The following is an 18887-nucleotide window of genomic DNA, read 5'->3' on the forward strand; positions in this document are numbered from 1 at the left end:
GTTTATTACTATTTTAAGGGAGCCTTTATATGATTCCTGAAGGTTATTCACGTAGACTTGTTGGACCTAACTTGTTTTTTAAAGAGACTGGAACGGTTCTGGATGTGCCACTTATAGAGCACCGCGATAAATTGACAGAACTTTTTTATCAAGAGGCTAATAGGATTCTTCCTGTATTAGGTTGGCAAGATATAAAACTTACTCATAAGTTTTTTAATAATGGTGTTCGTTATGCAATGATTGCCCCTGTCGATATTACAATGCCAGCGTGTGATGTTATTGACTTTATTTGGCTTTCTGTGAGAGAAGGTTTTGAAACAGGCAGTTTCAAATCACTTCAAGAAGCACAAGATGAGCTAATGCCTTTTATAAATGAAGACAAAAACTTAACTTATAGAAAGCTTTATGAATTAGCTAAATCCAAAGGTTTTAATGCTTTTAGAGATAAGAATAAAGCTTATGTTGGTTCTGGTACTGGTTGTTATGAGTTTGATTTAGACAACGATAAAATTGAAGATGTTGACTGGTCAAAAGTTTATGATATACCGGCTGTTATTGTAACAGGTACAAATGGTAAGACTACAACGGTCAGACTTACTGATTATATTTGTCGTACAGCAGGTAAGCTTACAGGGTATACATCTACTGATTGGGTCAAGGTAAATGATGAGTTGATAGATGAGGGCGATTACTCGGGTCCAACAGGACATCAATTTGTTCTTACAAATAAGAAAGTCGAAGTAGCTCTGCTAGAGTCTGCTCGAGGAGGACTTTTAAAAAGAGGTTTAATAGAAACTTATGTTGATGCAGCAGCTGTTACGAATGTCTCTGCTGATCATTTAGGTGAAGATGGAATAGAGACTGTTGCAGAGTTAGCAGAAGCAAAATCGATTGTGTTTCGTACGATGGGCAAAGGCTCTCATGCTATTATCAACTTAGATAATTCGTATATGAAAGAGCGCTTTGATAAGTTAACTTGTGCAAAAATTATCGTGACGCAAAATCCAGAGCAACACGATATGGACTATTATTTATCAAAGTCTGATTATGCTTGTATTGTTGAAAATGGTAGCTTTACTTGGATAAGTAGTGACTCTAAACAGGAAATACTGCCAGTTGTTGATGCTCCATTGACAGTTAAAGGTTTTGCTAAGCATAATATCGAAAATGCTATGATCGCTATAGCTTTATCTTTTAAGCTTGGAATTAGTTTTGATAATATCGAAAAAGCTCTTAGAAGCTATAAGAATGATCCTAAAGTTAATAGAGGCCGTGCTAATATCTTTGAGTTTGATAATAAGGTTGTGGTTCTTGATTATGCTCATAATGAAGCTGGTATGGATGCGTTATTGAGTATGATGAAAGCTTATGATAAAGGTGGCAAGAAATACTTGATGATTGGTACTACTGGGGATAGGAAGTATCTGATACCTGGCATAAATGACATTATAATTAAGCATGGTATTGATTTTGTGGTCATTAAAGAAACAGAGAAGTATCTTAGAGGAGCTGAGCCTCTTGAACTACCGACATTAATCCGAGGTGATTTACAGAGCAAAGGGTTTGATATCTCAAAGACTTATATTTCACATGGTGAGCTAACAGGTGTGAAGTATATCTTAGACAAGCTTGAAGATGATGATATTGGCATTTTCTGTTGTCAGGCTGAGCTAGAGGAGGTCGCAAACTATCTTGAGAACCTAGCTCAGAAGTAGTCAGTTATCTATTTAGTAGGCATACAACGTGTGTGGCAATGCCTTCTTTCCTACCTATAAATCCTAACCGTTCTGTGGTTGTTGCCTTAATATTTATTTGATTAGTTTGAACTTCAAGCACATTTGCTAAACAAGCTTTCATTTTTTCGATATGAGGAAGCATCTTAGGTGCTTGTGCAATTATGGTACAATCAATATTACTGATTTCGTACTCCTTATCATCAAGCATTCTTTTTATTTCAGATAAGAAAAATTTACTATCAGTATTTTTATACTCCATATCGGTATCAGGGAAGTGTTTACCTATATCTCCAAGACCTAGTGCACCTAAAATAGCATCACAAAGAGCATGGATTAATACATCACCATCAGAGTGAGCTTCTAATCCCATTTCATATGGAATCTCAATTCCACCAATAATGATATTTTTTTTTGAAGATGTGAATTTGTGCACATCAAAACCGTGACCAATTCTAAATGACATTACTTTTATCCTTAATCCTGTGACACTGGGTAGTTGTTCGCTAGCCAACCTTCTTTAATTCCTCCACTCATTGAGTAAACATTTTTATATCCCATTTTTTGCAAATTAAAACCTGCTAATAGTGACCTGTAGCCAGATCCACAGTATAGATAAATTTTTTGGTCCCTATTAGGTATAAGATTTTCAATCTTAACCTCTATTTGTCCTTTGCTTAGGTGTGTTGCTCCTGGAATATGGAACTGAGCAAACTCAGAATCTTCTCTAACATCAATAACGACTCCATCAAGATTGTTGTTTTCATACATCTTGTAAAGACTATCTGCTGAAATCTCAGGTACTTGATGTTTTGCTTGATTAATTAAGTTTATATACTGGGTTGGCATAAAATCTTTTGGTTTATTAGTAGGGTAGCCATTTGTATTCCATGCTCTCCAACCACCATCAACAGAAATTACATTTTTATATCCCATTTTTTGTAGTAAATCAGTAACTAAAGCGGATCTAAAGCCACCGCCACAATAAAAGTACATTTTTTGATTTTTATTGGGTACTAGCTGCTCAATACGACATTCAATTAGTCCTTTACTAATATGAATAGCATTAGGAATGTATCCATTTGCAAATTCAGACTCTTCACGTGTATCAATAAGTAAACCATCAAGAGTTTCTGTTTCATTCATTTTGTTGATATCGTCAACTGTACATTCTTGTATTCTACTTTTTGCATCGTTTACTAAATCTAAAAAACCTGATGTGTGTTGCATATCTATACCTTATAGTTTTGTAATTAAATAACTATTTATATTTTATATTTTTATTTGCTTAAAGAGAATATTTAAAGAATATAATCAATGACTTGGAATATGATGATGATAATTGCAATAGTTAGAGCAAAGTTGTTAAGCTTGCTATTTTTCATTGATTTGTAAATTATTTCAAAATTACGGTTACAAAGTATTCTAACCATATTTAGTGGACATGAAACAAGCATAATTAGAGAAAATAGACCTACAACAGAAAGAGCGATTAAGAAAAGCTTTTTAAAATAATAGTTCAGAAATATCGGTAACATGAAAAGCAGAAAGCTTAGAAGAATGTTTTTGCTTAGTGTTGATAGGTTGTTCATTTTAAATCTATCAAGTATTAGATCTTTTAATGCTAATGATAGAGTTATAAAAGCAGTTGTCACAGAAATTGTAATAAAGGTATAAATCAAAGTTATAACTTCAGAAGACTGAATATTAGCTTTAAGAATATAAATAAGCTGAGTGACACTATCTTCGGAGCTAAGAGATTTTAAGACTTCAGCAAAACTATTTTTATCACCATAAATAGCTATATTGCCAAATATTGATACTATCCAGCATACATATATTACTAGTATTATTAGAGATGCAACTATAATAATTCTTCTAATATCTTTTGGGTGTGGTCCTACATAGTTGACAACGCTAGGAACAATTATGTGAGCTGAGAATGTTGTGGCAAGTATAGGTAAAGTAACTATAACCTCTTTTAGAGTGCCAAAACTATAGCTATCTAGCTTAGAGATGCTTATAGACTTGAAGAGTAAAAGTATTGTAAATAATATGATAATAAGCTTTACGGTAAGAAAAATCCTATTAAGCCATTCAGCAGGCCCTGTGCCTTTTAATATAAATCCACCAAAAAGTATAACAAAGCCAATCTCTATAATAATATAGTTTATATCTAGTAGGCTTTCAAAAGATGAGCCTATTGCAGAGATATATGCTGCAAGCATTCCGTAAAGTATTCCAAAAGCACATATATAAACCAGAATGACTCCTGGTTTCTTAAAGAGTTTATGAGCAAGCCCTAGATAACTAATACCACTTTCAAAATGCAGGCAGGCTTCTGCAACAGCTAATGTTGAATATGTCATTAAAAGCCACATCAAAAACATTATGATGCAACCAATAACGACACCAAAGCTTGAAAGAATCATAGGAATAGCAAGAATACCTCCGCCTAAAGAGGTACCTATAATCAAGAAGATACTACCAATTTGCTTATTTATACTTGTCAATTTTTAGAATAGTAAGTTTTATCTTTGAATACATTAAAACATATAAAATTATGATTATAAATTAATAAATGAAAGAAATAATTACCAAGCTGGTATAGCAGCACCATTCGGATAAAGTTTTTCAGCTAATTGTTTAACTTCATCTGTATTAAATGCTTGTACATACTCTTTAAGTTTAGGATTATCTTTTTGCGACTCTTTAACAGCAATAACATTTGCAAAAGGAGAATCTTTAGGTTCTACAAAAAGAGCATCTTTTAGGCTTAGACCTGCCTTAGGTATATAGTCATTATTTACAATACCAATATCTACATCGCCTAAATTATTAGGGATTTGATCTGCTTGTAAAGCTATGATTTTTAGATTTTTGGGATTACTAGCTATACTGTCTGTAGTAGCCTTCCAAGTTATACCATCTTTAAGTTTGATTAATCCAGCATCTTGTAGAATCATTAATGCTCTACCTTGATTAGTAGGGTCATTAGGGATTGCTACTGTAGCACCATTTGGAATATCTTGGATATTTTTATACTTTTTAGAAAACATTCCCATTGGGTATAAGAAAGTCTTACCAATATATGTAAGCTTATAACCAAACTGTTTGATTTGATTTTCTAGGAATGGAATGTGTTGGAAAACATTTGCTTGCAACTCCCCATCATTAAGTGCTCTATTAGGAATGTTGTAATCACCAAATGTTACTAGATTTACATCAAGATTATATTTTTCTTTAGCCATTTTTTTACTTAGCTGCATGATTTTATCTTGAGGAGGACTGGTAATATATCCGACAGTTATTTCATTTGTATTGGTAGTAGCTGCAGCATTCACATATAGCTGTGTAGCACTTGCAGCCAATAGAATGGCAGTAATAATCCAAAGTGAAGTCAATTTCTTGGCTGTAACTAGATAGTTGCCGAATGATTGGGTGATTTGGACAAGTATAACTAACATAATTACACCACCAAGTAGTAAAGTGTAATTACCGTAATTATAACCTTTGAAATAGGTCAAATCACCTAGGCCACCACCACCAACGATACCAGCCATAGCTGAGAAACCGATTAGTGAAATACATGTTAAAGTAGCAGCATCAATTAACAAATTTTTTGATTCAGGAAGTAATACTTTAAAAATAATCTGCCTTTTAGTTGCTCCCATTGATTTGGCTGCTTCAATAAGCCCGTTATCAACTTCACGCAAAGCTGATTCAGTTAGTCGAGCATAAAATGGCAGAGCAGCAATAGCCAGAGGTACTATTGAAGCGGTAGTCCCTATTGTTGTGCCAACTATAAGTCTTGTCAGAGGATATAGAAGTATTAGCAATATGATATATGGGATACTTCTAGTTATATTTATAATAATACTGAATGTTTTGTTAAATCCTTTAACAGCAACATTTTTACTATCTTGTGTTATATACAGTAATATGCCTAATAATATACCACCTATAACAGCCACTAAAGTAGCTATGAAAACCATAAAAATAGTTTCCCATGTTGATTGAGCTATTAGGCTAAGCTCATGTAAACTAAATATTGTCTGCTGTTGCATAACCTAGCACCTTTAAATTAACATCTTGGTTTGAAAGAAATCTTAATGCATTTTCCCAGTCTTGACGCTCACCTGTAATATGACAAATGGCAATTCCAACTATTTGTTCTTGGATTGTTTCTATATTTGCTTGAATGATACTCGCTGTAGCATTAAATTGACGAGAAATCTCAGCAATGATAGGCATCTTACCTTTATCTCCATAGAATGTTAGTTGTACTACGGGGTATGTATCATCATAGCTATAAGGATTGTCATAAAGTCTTTTAGCTATGAAGTCTGGAACTTTTGTGTGTATGCTTGTCTCAACAAAAGATTTTGTTACAGGGGCTTGAGGATCTAGGAATATATCTAATGTTTTGCCCATTTCTGCAATACGACCTTTGTCAATAATTGCTACACGATCACAGATTTTTCTGACGACATCCATTTCATGTGTGATTAGAACTATTGTTAAGCCAAGTTCTTTGTTTAACCTTTTAAGAAGTGCTAAAATTTGTTTTGTAGATGTTGGATCTAGTGCAGATGTTGCTTCATCTGATAATAAAACTAAAGGATCTAAAGCTAAAGCTCGAGCAATTGCAACTTTTTGTTTTTGACCTCCACTAAGCTCTTGAGGATATGCATTCGCTTTATTTGGAAGCTCTACCAGCTCTAAAAGCTCAAAAACTCTTTTTTTGATTTCAGCTTTTGGTATTCCTTGAATCTCAAGTGGAAGGGCGATATTCTCAAAAACATTGCGAGATGATAGCAAGTTGAAATGCTGAAATATCATCGAAACTTTTTTGCGAAATTCTCTAAGCTGTTTTGGATTCTTCTTTGTAATATTTTCATCCGCAATGAATATTGAACCATCAGTAGGTTGTTCTAGAAGATTTAAGCACCTTAAAAGAGAGCTCTTACCGGCACCACTATGACCTATTATACCAAATATCTCACCTTGTTTAATATCAAGATTTATATTATCAAGTACAAGGTTACTAGTATTATTTGATCTGTACTCTTTTTTTAAATTTTTAATTTGAATCATTTTTTGCCTTTGCTTTATCGCCGATTTTACTTTCTTGACCACTGATTAATCTTTGAATATTTCCTCTGTGTTTAACAAGTATTATTATCGCTATTATCAAAAATGGTGTTGCCACCTGTAAATCAGATGTAAATATTACTGAAAAACTTGCTATAACAGTAGCTACTAATGCTGATAAAGATGAATAACGAGTAATCACAGCAACACATAACCACGTAATGACAAATATTAAACCCAAAATCCAGCTAAATCCAAATAGTGTACCTATTAAAGTTGCAACACCTTTGCCGCCTTTGAAGCCAAAGAAAAGAGGGAATATATGACCAAGGATTGCATATAGTGCAGTACAAGCAGTTATAAACTCATTCCCAGTTAATACTTTAGCTAAAACTACGGGCACTAGACCTTTTAGTATATCAAATGCAAGAGTTATTACTGCTGGTACTTTACCACCTATTCTTAGAACATTTGTAGTTCCTGGGTTACCAGAACCAACACTTCTCGGAGATGGTAATCTAAATATATAACAGACAATAATTGCACTATTAATTGATCCCAAAAGATAAGCAAACACTAGTATGCTAAAATTTAAAAAGTTCATTGTTTTCCTTGATGATTTTAAAACTATTTGAGTTATTATAAGAGATAATACTATCTAGGCAATATCTTCGCTAGCTATTTTTATAAGTTTGTTATAGGATTAGTAGCTTAAAAAAACTTATTCATTAATATCTGTTTCAAAAGGTTAAATTTTATGACTGTAATGAAGTTCGACTTGATTAAAAAAGAAGGTAAAGCTAGAAGAGGGAAAATAAGTTTCCCAAGAGGAGATATTCAGACTCCTGCATTTATGCCAGTAGGGACTTATGGAGCTGTTAAATCTCTATCTCCGGTTGAGTTAAAAGAAATGGGTGCTGATATTATCTTAGGTAATACGTTTCATCTATGGTTACGTCCAGGTACTGAAATTATCAAAAAACATGGTACTTTACATGATTTTAACGGTTGGGACAAACCTATACTTACAGACTCTGGGGGATTTCAAGTCTTTAGTTTGGGTAAAATGCGTAAACTTACAGAAGAGGGCGTTACATTTAAATCACCAATTAACGGTTCAAAAGTTTTTTTATCTCCTGAGATATCAATGCAAGTCCAAAGAGATCTTGGCTCTGATATTGTAATGTGTTTTGATGAGTGCACACCATATCCAGCTACTGAAAAAGAGGCAAAAGATTCTATGGAACTATCTATGCGTTGGGCAAAAAGATCAAAAGATGCTCATGGAGATAATCCATCTGCATTATTTGGAATTATTCAGGGTGGAATGTATGAGCATTTACGTGATGAGTCTCTAAAAGCTTTAAAAGAAATAGATTTCGATGGTTTTGCAATAGGTGGATTATCTGTGGGTGAGCCTAAAGAAGATATGATTAGAATACTTGATCATACTGCTCATCAAATGCCAGAAGATAAGCCGAGATACTTGATGGGTGTTGGTACACCAAAGGATTTAGTAGAGGCTGTTTATCGTGGTGTTGATATGTTTGACTGTGTAATGCCGTCACGAAACGCTCGCAATGGTCATATGTTTACATCAGAGGGTGTTGTTAGAATTAGAAATGCCAAACACAAGGATGATGTGTCTCCATTAGATCCAAACTGTGATTGTTATACTTGTCAAAATTTTAGTCGTAGTTATTTGCATCATCTAGATAAAACGCAAGAGATATTAGGTTCAAGATTAAATACAATCCACAATCTAACTTATTACCAAAACCTAATGAAAAATATTCGTCAAGCCTTAGAAGAGGGCAGATTTGAAGAGTTTAGAAAAGAATTTTTAGAGAGCTATAAAGGCTAAGCATCAAATAGGATGTCCTAAGTATGAGATTGAAAGTATAATCAAAAGTATGAAGATAATAATTTTTTGATAATACTAAAACTATCTGTCTCTGAATCTTTTGCTAAAAGATAATATGATTTTCCTGTCATGTAGTCTTGTTGAGGTGGTACATAAAGAAATCCATTTTTGATGTGTTCTTGAATTAGAAGTCTATCTGTAACAAAGAAACCAATACCTGAAAAGCAAGCTTGAATTGCTTGAAGAGAATTTTTGAAGATTATATTTTTGTTAGGCTTTTTTGAGATGTTGTTGTGTTGTGCCCAGAGTTGATAATCATCAATGCGAATTTTATCATCAACATAGATTAGCTTTTGTTCTAATATTATTTCTGAGAGGCTACTACCAGAGTGCTTATTATTACAAACTAGTATTAACTCACCATCTGCTAGTTTGAATTTGTTTTTATTGCTAAAATCACTGTCAATACCATACTCTATGCTGATATCTATATCATCATAATCAAAATTTACTCTTCTGCCTAGACTAATGAGCTGTATTTCTGTATTTACTAGTGAATTTATTAAATCATCGAGTTTTGGTATTAGCCAATTTGCACAAAGTGTAGTCATACAGTTTATAGATAATTTTTTAGTGCGTTGTTTTTTTAGTACCTCTGTTGCATTGTGAATTTCTGATACTAGAGGGTCTATCATTGTGTAGTACTCTCTGGCTAAGTCAGTAATGACTAGATTTCGTTTATCCGTGATAAATAGTTTTTTGTTAAGGTAGTTTTCTAATTTTTTTATAGATTGGCTCACAGCAGAGTGAGTCATAAATAGCTGTTCTGCAGCTTTAGTATAACTTTGTGTTTTCATTACTGCTATAAAAACTGGTAATGAATTTAAAGGAGGTAAGTCATTTTTTTTAATCATATTGTGTAAGAAAAACTTACTTATAATGTAAGAATAAAGCGTTTTACAGATTGGTGCAAGAGTTATATTATTCTTATATCTTAAATTTATGGAGTAAAGAAAAATGAACCGAATAAATAACTTTATAAGCTTATGGTTTATGACAGTTTCTGCAGCTCTTATAGCTTTTGGCTCATTTGCACGCAAGTATCTGATACAAATAGATGGGATCTACTTAACCATGTTAGTTTCATTTGTTGGTGGAGGCATACTTATGTGGTGGGTTGTAAGTATTTCTTCCTTTTCAAGGGTTGCTCCTTTCGCTTGGCGTTCAATATTTATTAGGGTAGTGTTTAGTCTATTTGCACAGTTATTTTTCTTTATAAGTTTAAGTAATGGCTCATTATTGATTACCATTTTACTATTTAATACTAGTCCTTTATTCATCCCGGTTATTAGGTTTTTGTTTTATAAGCAGAGTGTTAGTTACTTTAATTTTGCTTGTATTATTATTAGCTTTTTGGGAATTTACCTTATACTGGGTGTTGGAGAAGGTAATGTTAATACATATAATCTTTGCGCTCTTTTTGCGGGAGTTTTAAATGCAGCATCTCAAGTTGTTTTATACAATGCAAGCAAAAAAGAAGATGTGTTTATTATAAATCTTTGGATATATACATTTATAGGAATATTTTTATTATTATTGCTACCGTTTAACATGTCTGCTATATCTAGCTTAAATGAGGTGTCAATGAAACCTGTAGTCATTTGGGTATCCGTAGCTATAATTATATTTGGTATTAGTTCACAGATTTTTAGAGTAAAAGCCTTTAAGTACACTAAAGATCCTTCACTAATAGCCCCAGCTATGTATTTTTCAGTAATAGTTGCAGCACTATTAGATGTTGTGTTTTATGATAGCTCTATAAGTTGTATGGAGATGATAGGAATTTTGATGGTGTGTGTTTCAAGCATATTGTCTTTAATAAGAAAATAATAAGAGGAAAATAAATGAAAAATAAAATCGTGATTGTTGCAGACTTTATAAATGAGATAGTCGATGAGAAAGGCGTTTTTGGAGCTCATAACGCTAAGAGAGTTAAAGATGATAAAACTATGGAAAAGGCAAATCAATTAATTGCATGGGCAAGAGAGAATAATATCATGGTTGCTCATGTAAAGGTTGGTTTTAGTAAAGATTATAAGGAGTGTTCAAAAGTTTCTCCTATGTTTAAACAAGCTCCGGAGTATGGTGTTTTGAAGTTAGATACCTGGGCAACAGATTTTCACCCAGATATGGATGTCCAAGAGCATGATGTTATAATAACAAAGCATCGTGTGAGTGCACTTTATGGAACTAATTTAGAAGTTGTTTTAAGAGCAAATAGTATTCAAGATATTATTATTTGTGGAGTATCGACTAGTTATGTGATAGAGTCTACAGTTAGAGAATTACATGATCGCGATTATAGTGTTACAGTAGTGGCAGATGCTTGTAATGCTAGCAGCCAAGAATCGCATGAAGCGAGTTTGTCAAATCTGAATAAAATTGCTAAAATTATATGTGTAGATAATTTGTTAAAGGGAGAGTGTTTTGGTAATTAAACTTACTCCCTTTTTTGCTGTACCATGATATAATACACTGTATTGCATATAGAGAGTAAATAATATGAATAAAATAACCTCCGTTCTTATTGGGATATTAGTCTCGATTTCGTTATTCAGCTTTTCTTATTCATTCAATGATACTGAGAATTTGCTGTATCTTCAGGCTTACTATAATCACCAAAATGTTGAGAAAGTTAATACTTTTCATCAAGGTTCTAGAATGTCTAGATATTCAACAAATTTGAAAGTTGATGATTACAGATAGTTGCTTTATCAATTTATCAGGGACTCTGTTTTGAATAAAGTTCACTCTAAACCTTAATATGTGTTAGTTTCTACAGCGCTACTGGGTTACACTTCAATAATCAATCTTTCAAAAAAAACAATTGAAAATTCTTTTTAAGTTTATCTAGGTGTTTTTTATTTTTTATATTCTTCTTCTGGTTGGTAACTTGCATTGGTTCATTCGGTAAGGTTTAAACTAGAAGCACTAAGATTCTTAGGTTCTTTATAAAATATACGCTTTAATTTGGCATAGAGGTTTTTATTTTGGCATTTATTTAGTCATAAGATGAGTGGTTTGGTGATTAATATCGTTTCTTATTTTTGTATCGTGATATAATACACTGTATCGAAACTTAGAGTTGAATGATATGATTAAATTAATATTTGTTTTTGTTAGAGTAGCAATTTTGATTTTTTTATTTTGCTTTTGTTACTCATTTAATGACACTAGGGATCTGCTATACCTTCAGACTTACTTTGATACGCAAAATGTTGAGAAAGTAAATGTTTATCATCGGGGTTCTAGAATGTCTGAGTACTCAACAAATCGAAAAGTTGATTATTATAGATAGTAGTCGCCACCGATGTTTTTAATAGTTATCCGAAATAAAAGCTATTCAGCTACATAAATATCTTTCTGTTGCTCTCATTTGACTATATAGTATCAGGTAGTAACTATTATTTTATTTGGTATAGGGTTTGTTATGGCATCTATAGATATATCTCTGGATACTAAGAAGAGTTTGTTTGATAAAGATATTGACCGTAAAAAGGCTATACTTCTTACGTTTGTGGCATTTTTGTTTACTGGTTTTCAGTGTGCTATTTATGGCATGTTGACAGTACCGATTTCACAGCATTTTAATATTGATTCTAATACTATTATATTTTTTGATGGTTTCGGTTTATGGGGGCAGATTTTAGCAATGGCGACTGGAGGCATCCTTATCAAAAAAATTAAAGGCAAAAATACTTTAATAGTTGCTGCGTTATTTATGATTATAGGGTCAATTTTATCGATATTTGCTCCAGATATTTATGTTTATACAGCAATGACTTTTATATGCAATATGGCTGTTGGTTATGTGTTAGTGTCATGCAACTATATTGTGATGGGAACTGTAGAGAAACAAGGTGAATCTGAAGGTAAACTTAGTCTTTTAAATGTATTTTTTAGTCTTGGCTTTTTATCTAGTGCTTTTATAGTTGGGAATATTCTTTTTTATACTAGTTGGCAGGCAGTATTTGTGGTTGTTATGGTTTTATTTATCATATTTATATTATTTTTATTGTCTCTTCAAATTAATGAGAAAATTGAACAGGGCGTAATCACTAAAGCAGAAAATGCATCACAGCCTAGATTTATATTTTTGTCTAAGCCTATTGTTTTGATGGCTATAGCACTATTTTGTATAGTTTATACAGAGCAGATAATGAACTACTATAATCAACCGCATTTACATTTTGATTTGGGCTTTAATATGAAAGATGTAGGTCTGCTAGTGGCTGTTTATACAGGGTCTCAGCTTTTGGGTAGGATCTTTTTTGGTAAATTCTTATTACCTAGAGTAAGGATTGAGCGTTATCTTGTGGTGTCAGGGTTGGTTTTTGCTTTTGCAATATTTATTTTCATATATACAAAATCATTTGTGCTAGTACTAATTTTAATGGCTATACTAGGGCTTAGTGATTCATGTATATATCCATCTGTTTTAGGTTATGCAATGGATAAACTTCCACATGTATCAAGTGGAGCAACATCATTTTTAGTAACTGTTGGTGCAATTGGTATTCCGTTAGGTACATCCCTATCTGGTATGCTTGGTAACTTATTAGGGCGTGAGCCTGCAATGTTAGTAGGGCCAGTTATGCTTTTGGTACTGGTTACATTGGTAGTGATTGTACACAATTTAAAAGTCGTGAAATAGTGAGGGTGTTATGTCTAATACTGATCAGATAAAAAAATTTATTCAAAGTTCAAAGTATGTATACAAAAATATAGAGATACCAGAGGGTGGTAGTATTAACTATATGAATGAGGATTTGAAGCCTATCCTTGAAAATAAACTTACATCTGTCCAAGCAAAAATCATACTGAATAAATATCATAAAGCTTTTGATATGGGTTTAACTAAGACAGGTTTTCCTAAAGCAGCGGAAAGAGATACAAACGATGATGCTACAAACTATGATGCTGTATGGGTGCGTGATGCAATTTGGGTCTATTATTACTTTAGTGAATTTAGAGAAAATGATGCTAAAACTCTAATTAACAAGCTTTTTGAATATTATGATTCGCCGGTACAACAAGAACGCTTTAGAGATATTATAGCAAATCCAAAGTTGGCAGCAGATAAAATGGCTGTTCCTCATATCCGTTTTGATAGCTCTAGTAATTGCTATGATGATGTGATGATAAATGGTAAACCACAAGTATGGAACCATAAGCAGATGGATGCTCATGGACTTTTTTTGTTAGCTTTAAATGATGCTTATCAAAAACAGATATTCAATGTAGACGATTCATCATTAGTAGTATTTTTAGAGCGATTTTTTGGTTTCTTAGCATCAATAAAATATTATGAATATGCTGATGCAGGTGCTTGGGAAGAAATTGATAGAGTAAATACAAGTAGTATTTCTTTGGTGGCAAATGCTGCTAAGCAATGGAAAAGTACTTTAGATAATAAAAACCTTAAGTTATCAGTAGATTTACAACAGTTAAGTAATTTAGGTATAAATAAAGTTAAAACTCAAATAGCTAGAGGTGGTGAATCACCACTTTATCATGCGGATGATATTTGTTATCGTGAAAGTGATGCTGCGATGTTGCATGTTTTTACACCATACTTTAGTGATGATTTAGAATTTGCTGAATATCAAAAAACTTTAGCTCTAGTAGAAGATCTTGTGCGTGATTATGGAGTGATACGTTACAAAGGCGATAGTTATCAATCTGGTAATTTTTGGTTCGAAGACGATAGTACAGCAAAAGAAAGCTTAACAGATGATGCTTCAAGTGTAGAAGAATTTGCAAAAAGAGCTAAAGGTAGATTTGAAGATTCTGAAGCGCAATGGTTCTTTGACAGTATGTTAGCTTTGGCAATGATGAATTTGTATGATAAGTATTCACAAGAATTTAACAAAGATAAGTATTTTAATAAAGTTGCTTGGCATCTAAAAAGAGCTCTAGCTCAAATGACAGCTAGTGATTTTATAACAGCAGATGGTCAGCCAGTTAATGCAGAGCTATTACCTGAAAGTATAAATATAGTTATTTTTGATGAGCAAAGATATTATTTACCATCTCCGATTACTCCACTTAATTGGGCGAAAGCTTCATTAGCAACAGCGCTTAAAAAGTTTAGTAATTATAATATTGAATAAAAGCCACAATTAGAATGTCCAACTTTCTAATAAAACACTTATTCTAATCTTATTATTAGTCTTTAATTGATTAAGTACTACTACTAATGTAAAATTCCTACGTTTAAAAATTAAAAATTTTCGGGAGAAAAAATGAGAAAGTTACTATTATCATTATCTGCAATCGTATTATTTACATCAACTTCATTTGCAGAAGGTGCTGAACAAGCAGCTGGTAGCCCATTAAGCTCAATCTTAATGCTTGTGGTGTTTTTTGCAATATTCTGGTTCTTATTAATTAGACCACAGCAGAAAAAAAATAAAGAACTACGTAAAATGTTATCAGAGCTTTCAAAGGGTGATGAAGTTGTCACAAATGGTGGTATGATAGGGAAAATTGCTAAGATTGATGAGTCTTTTGTAGAATTGGAAATTGCTGAAAATGTTGTTGTTAAAATTCAGAGAAACGCAGTAGCTAATATTTTACCTAAAGGTGCTACAAAAGCTTAATAAGCTAAATTTCTATAAAGTCTTTTAATTTTTTTCTTTTTATGTAAAGGAATTTTCAATGAGTAATAACAGAAGCCTACCTATAAATCAATTTCCTTTATGGAAGAATCTTTTGATAGTTGTTGTATTAGCATTGGCACTTTTTTATGCTTTACCGAATGTGTTTGGTAAAAGTCCAGCTTTACAGATTTCTCAGAAAGATGGTGATGTAAGTACACAGCTTGTCAAAAATATTGAAGATACTCTAAGTACTGACAAAATTGTTTACCAAAGAGTTAACCTCTCAGATGATAAGAGTAATGTTGCTATTATCTTCAAAGATGTCGAAGAGCAGCTAAAAGCTAAAAAGGCTCTCAAAGAAAGTCTGGGAGATGAGTATATTATAGCTATGAATATGCTTTCAAACTCTCCAGGTTGGTTATCTGCGCTAGGTGCTAACCCTATGAACTTAGGATTAGATTTACGTGGTGGTATGTATCTGATGTTAGAAGCTGATACAAATACTGCGATTAATGCTCAGTTAGATAATTCTTTAAGTACAATTCTTAGTGCGGCGAAAGATAATAATATTAATATTGTCAGCTCTAAAAAAGCCGAAGAGAAGTCAATAGTAAAAGCTCCGCAAGATTACATAGATAACGGTTTTGTTTCTGTTACTCTAGAAAACTCAGTAGGTGTTGATCAGCTAAAACAATATTTGAATACTGAATTTAGAAAGACCCAAGACCCTAATATAGTTTATAGTGTAAAAGATAATACGGTATTTATATCTTATAACAGTGCAAAAATTTTACAGCTTAGACAGGATGCTATATCACAAGTTGTGACGGTTATGCGTAATCGTATTAATGCTTTAGGTGTTGCAGAAGCATCTGTAGCTCAGGCTGGTGATAATCGTGTGGTGATTGAAATACCAGGTATGCAAGATGCAACTCAAGCTAAGCAAATTCTAGGTGGTACATCCACAGCTAGCTTTTATTTGGTTAGTCCTGTTACGGATAGGTTAGCTGCAGAAGAGCAGGGTTATAAGGTTTATTCTTTAGATAATGGCAGAGGTTATCAAAGCTATTATAGTTTAAGAGGCGCACCTGTAGCTGGTGGTGCTGATATTATAGGCGCAAGTCCTTCTATCGATCATCAGACAGGCACTCCTATTGTTATGGTTGAGTTAGATAGAAGTGCTGCAAGCCACTTTAGGCAAATAACAGGCAAGAATATTGGTAACCCAATGGGTGTGATGCTTGTTAATACAACTTATGAAAAAGTCAAAGATAAAGATGGTAAAGAGAAAAATGTAGTAAACAAAACTGAAAAGCTAATCAACGTTGCTACAATTCAGTCAGCACTAGGATCTCAGTTCCAAATTACAGGATTAAATCAAAAAGAAGCAAATAATCTTGCGTTGATGATTAAATCAGGTGCGCTACAAGTGCCAGTGCATATCGTACAGGAAACACAAATTGGTCCAAGTCTTGGTAAAGATAATATCGAAAAAGGTATGCTATCTATTGTGGTAGCTCTGATTGCAGTTATAGTCTTTATCTTAGTTTACTATAGAGTCTTTGGTGTTATAGCTAATATAGCTCTTGTAATGAATTTGGTGTTAATTGTTGCTGTGATGTCAATCATACCGGGTGCTACACTTACATTACCTGGTATAGCAGGTATTGTACTGAACTTGGGTATGTCGATAGATGGTAACGTGCTTATATTTGAGAGAATCAGAGAAGAAATTAGAGCAGGTATGCCACGTCAAAGCGCGATTCATATTGGCTATGAGAAAGCATTTACAACTATTGTAGATTCAAATATTACAACTTTGATTGTTGCTGTTATTTTATTCTTCATAGGTAGTGGAGCAGTCAAAGGTTTTGCTATTACTCTAATGATAGGTATTGTAACATCTATGTTTACATCTGTAACTGTCTCTAGAGCAATGACAAATTTTGTGTATGGTAAGAGAAAGAAATTAGAAAAAATTTCTATAGGTATATAATTTTAGGTTGGATTTATAATGGAATTTTTCAAACAAAAAACAAATATAGACTTCTTAGGAATAAAAAAATATACGACAGCTTTCTCTGTTTTAATGATTGTTGTTTCATTATTTTTTATATTTACAAAAGGTCTTAATCTAGGGCTAGATTTTACAGGTGGCTATCAGGTACAGATTCAAGCGACTAGTTTACAAAACTCAGCAATAATCTCTGAAAAATTGGCTAAAGTTGGTTTTGAACATACTACAGTTACAACTTTTGGCGAAAATAATAACTATCTTATTAAATTTACACCAGATGAAGTTAATTCAAAAACTAATAGTCTAGATAGTGCCCAGCAGTATCTTAAACAACAGGTTGAGAGCTCTCTTGATACTAAAGTTTTGAGTGTGAATTATATAGGTCCACAAGTAGGTAAAGAGCTTGCTAGTAATGGTGTATTAGCAATTATAATAGCTTTAGTATGTATTTTGATCTATATAAGCGCTAGATTTGAGATGAAATTTGGTATTAGTGCATGTGTTGCCTTACTCCATGACCCTATAGTAATTTTAGGTATATTTGCAGCATTTCAACTTGAGTTTGATTTGACTGTATTAGCAGCTATATTAGCAGTGATAGGTTACTCACTAAATGATACAGTTGTAATCTACGATAGAGTGCGTGAGAACTTTAGAAAAATGCGTAACGCTAATGTAGTTGAAGTAGTTAATAAAAGTATTAATGATACATTATCTAGAACAATTTTAACATCAGGGTTAACGATGCTAGTTGTAGTTGTGCTTTATCTATTCGGTGGTAGCTCTGTGCATAACTTCTCATTGGCTTTAATTTTGGGTATTGTAGTTGGAACATACTCATCTATATATGTTGCAGGTGTTGTGGCTGTAGCACTGGGCTTAAATAGAGAATCTCTGCTTCCTAAGCAAGTATCAAAAGAAGATATGCCAATACTTTAATATTTATTAATGTTAGTTATATAGCTAAATGGTGTATAATTCTAAGGGATAAATTTAAAAAGGATTAATAAATGAGAAAAATAATATTGGCTTCATTAGCTATATCTTTAGGGTTCACTTCAGGCTTTGCAATGTCAAAGAGTGAGCCTGCACAAACTCCTAAAGTTAGTGAAGTTTCACAGCAGTCAAGTAAACTTGTAGATATCTATACAAAAGATGATACTTCTTCTGACGTAACTGGACAAATTGACCTAAAAAACCAAGATAAATATAATATTTTCTACTGTAAGCAAAATAGCTGGTGCGAAGTTGTTAATAAAGAAAATGGTGATACTGGTTGGGTTAGTTTAGAACAATTAAAGCAAGCTAAACAAAAAGCAGCTAAAATCATGCACAAGAAAAATGCAGTGAAAAGATTGGAAGAGTATATGGTAATTCAAGATCAAAAAATTGCTCAGTTGTATGCAATGATGACGCAGCAACAACAAGAGCTTGTCAGAATTATAGAGCAGCAGCAAATGCAAATTAATCAGCTGAAGCAAGCTTACTACCGTAGATAGTAACTTATAGTCTGCTAT

At 32.8% G+C, this 18887-nt stretch carries 18 protein-coding genes; 11 read left to right on the forward strand and 7 right to left on the reverse strand.

What is annotated here, in order from left to right:
• The first annotated feature begins 29 nt into the window (after positions 1-29).
• Entirely contained in the window at positions 30-1715 is a 1686-nt protein-coding gene (locus FQ699_RS03705) for a Mur ligase family protein (RefSeq protein ID WP_146421180.1), read from the forward strand.
• Between the two features lie 4 nt (positions 1716-1719).
• Here the strand turns inward: FQ699_RS03705 and ispF are convergent, their stop codons facing one another.
• The 6 genes from ispF to plsY form a co-directional block, all read right to left on the reverse strand.
• Positions 1720-2199, reverse strand: coding sequence for a 2-C-methyl-D-erythritol 2,4-cyclodiphosphate synthase (gene ispF, locus FQ699_RS03710; protein WP_146421181.1), 480 nt, complete (start codon positions 2197-2199; stop codon positions 1720-1722).
• 11 nt (positions 2200-2210) lie between these two features.
• Positions 2211-2963: a rhodanese-like domain-containing protein gene (locus tag FQ699_RS03715; protein ID WP_146421182.1), complete on the reverse strand. Its 753-nt coding sequence runs from the start codon at positions 2961-2963 to the stop codon at positions 2211-2213.
• A 71-nt stretch (positions 2964-3034) separates the two neighbouring features.
• The gene (locus FQ699_RS03720) at positions 3035-4246 is read right to left on the reverse strand and encodes an amino acid permease (RefSeq protein WP_146421183.1); all 1212 of its coding nucleotides are present in this window, start codon (positions 4244-4246) and stop codon (positions 3035-3037) included.
• A gap of 81 nt (positions 4247-4327) precedes the next feature.
• Complete coding sequence (locus tag FQ699_RS03725; protein WP_013923364.1) at positions 4328-5800, reverse strand: MetQ/NlpA family ABC transporter substrate-binding protein; 1473 nt, start codon at positions 5798-5800, stop codon at positions 4328-4330.
• On the reverse strand, positions 5778-6830 hold the full coding sequence (locus FQ699_RS03730; protein ID WP_146421184.1) for a methionine ABC transporter ATP-binding protein: 1053 nt from the start codon (positions 6828-6830) through the stop codon (positions 5778-5780). Before FQ699_RS03730 ends, FQ699_RS03725 begins: the two co-directional genes overlap by 23 nt.
• A complete protein-coding gene (gene plsY / locus FQ699_RS03735; RefSeq protein WP_013923362.1) occupies positions 6817-7431 on the reverse strand; it encodes a glycerol-3-phosphate 1-O-acyltransferase PlsY in 615 nt (204 codons plus the stop codon). The genes FQ699_RS03730 and plsY overlap by 14 nt, the downstream gene beginning before the upstream one ends.
• A gap of 153 nt (positions 7432-7584) precedes the next feature.
• On the opposite strand from plsY, the gene tgt reads away from it, so the two are divergent.
• Entirely contained in the window at positions 7585-8691 is a 1107-nt protein-coding gene (tgt, locus tag FQ699_RS03740; protein WP_146421185.1) for a tRNA guanosine(34) transglycosylase Tgt, read from the forward strand.
• 41 nt (positions 8692-8732) lie between these two features.
• On the opposite strand, the gene FQ699_RS03745 is transcribed toward tgt, so the two are convergent.
• Entirely contained in the window at positions 8733-9605 is an 873-nt protein-coding gene (locus FQ699_RS03745) for a LysR family transcriptional regulator (protein WP_146421186.1), read from the reverse strand.
• A gap of 103 nt (positions 9606-9708) precedes the next feature.
• Between FQ699_RS03745 and FQ699_RS03750 the strand changes: the two genes are divergently transcribed.
• The 9 genes from FQ699_RS03750 (at position 9709) to FQ699_RS03795 (ending at position 18869) form a co-directional block, all read left to right on the forward strand.
• Entirely contained in the window at positions 9709-10581 is an 873-nt protein-coding gene (locus FQ699_RS03750) for a DMT family transporter (protein WP_146421187.1), read from the forward strand.
• A 14-nt stretch (positions 10582-10595) separates the two neighbouring features.
• Positions 10596-11189: a cysteine hydrolase family protein gene (locus tag FQ699_RS03755; protein ID WP_146421188.1), complete on the forward strand. Its 594-nt coding sequence runs from the start codon at positions 10596-10598 to the stop codon at positions 11187-11189.
• Between the two features lie 64 nt (positions 11190-11253).
• The gene (locus FQ699_RS03760; protein WP_083817032.1) at positions 11254-11457 is read left to right on the forward strand and encodes a hypothetical protein; all 204 of its coding nucleotides are present in this window, start codon (positions 11254-11256) and stop codon (positions 11455-11457) included.
• Between the two features lie 724 nt (positions 11458-12181).
• Positions 12182-13405, forward strand: a complete 1224-nt coding sequence (locus FQ699_RS03770) for an MFS transporter (protein WP_146421189.1) — start codon at positions 12182-12184, stop codon at positions 13403-13405.
• 10 nt (positions 13406-13415) lie between these two features.
• Complete coding sequence (locus FQ699_RS03775; protein WP_146421190.1) at positions 13416-14864, forward strand: hypothetical protein; 1449 nt, start codon at positions 13416-13418, stop codon at positions 14862-14864.
• Positions 14865-14996: 132 nt separating this feature from the next.
• On the forward strand, positions 14997-15353 hold the full coding sequence (yajC, locus tag FQ699_RS03780) for a preprotein translocase subunit YajC (protein ID WP_013923355.1): 357 nt from the start codon (positions 14997-14999) through the stop codon (positions 15351-15353).
• A 58-nt stretch (positions 15354-15411) separates the two neighbouring features.
• Positions 15412-17349: a protein translocase subunit SecD gene (gene secD / locus FQ699_RS03785; RefSeq protein WP_013923354.1), complete on the forward strand. Its 1938-nt coding sequence runs from the start codon at positions 15412-15414 to the stop codon at positions 17347-17349.
• 18 nt (positions 17350-17367) lie between these two features.
• Positions 17368-18309 (forward strand): protein translocase subunit SecF, encoded by a 942-nt coding sequence (gene secF, locus FQ699_RS03790; RefSeq protein ID WP_013923353.1) that lies wholly within the window; start codon positions 17368-17370, stop codon positions 18307-18309.
• A 71-nt stretch (positions 18310-18380) separates the two neighbouring features.
• Complete coding sequence (locus FQ699_RS03795) at positions 18381-18869, forward strand: hypothetical protein (protein WP_146421191.1); 489 nt, start codon at positions 18381-18383, stop codon at positions 18867-18869.
• Positions 18870-18887: the final 18 nt, after the last annotated feature.

The sequence above is a fragment of the Francisella salimarina genome (genome assembly GCF_007923265.1).
GTDB lineage: Bacteria > Pseudomonadota > Gammaproteobacteria > Francisellales > Francisellaceae > Francisella > Francisella salimarina.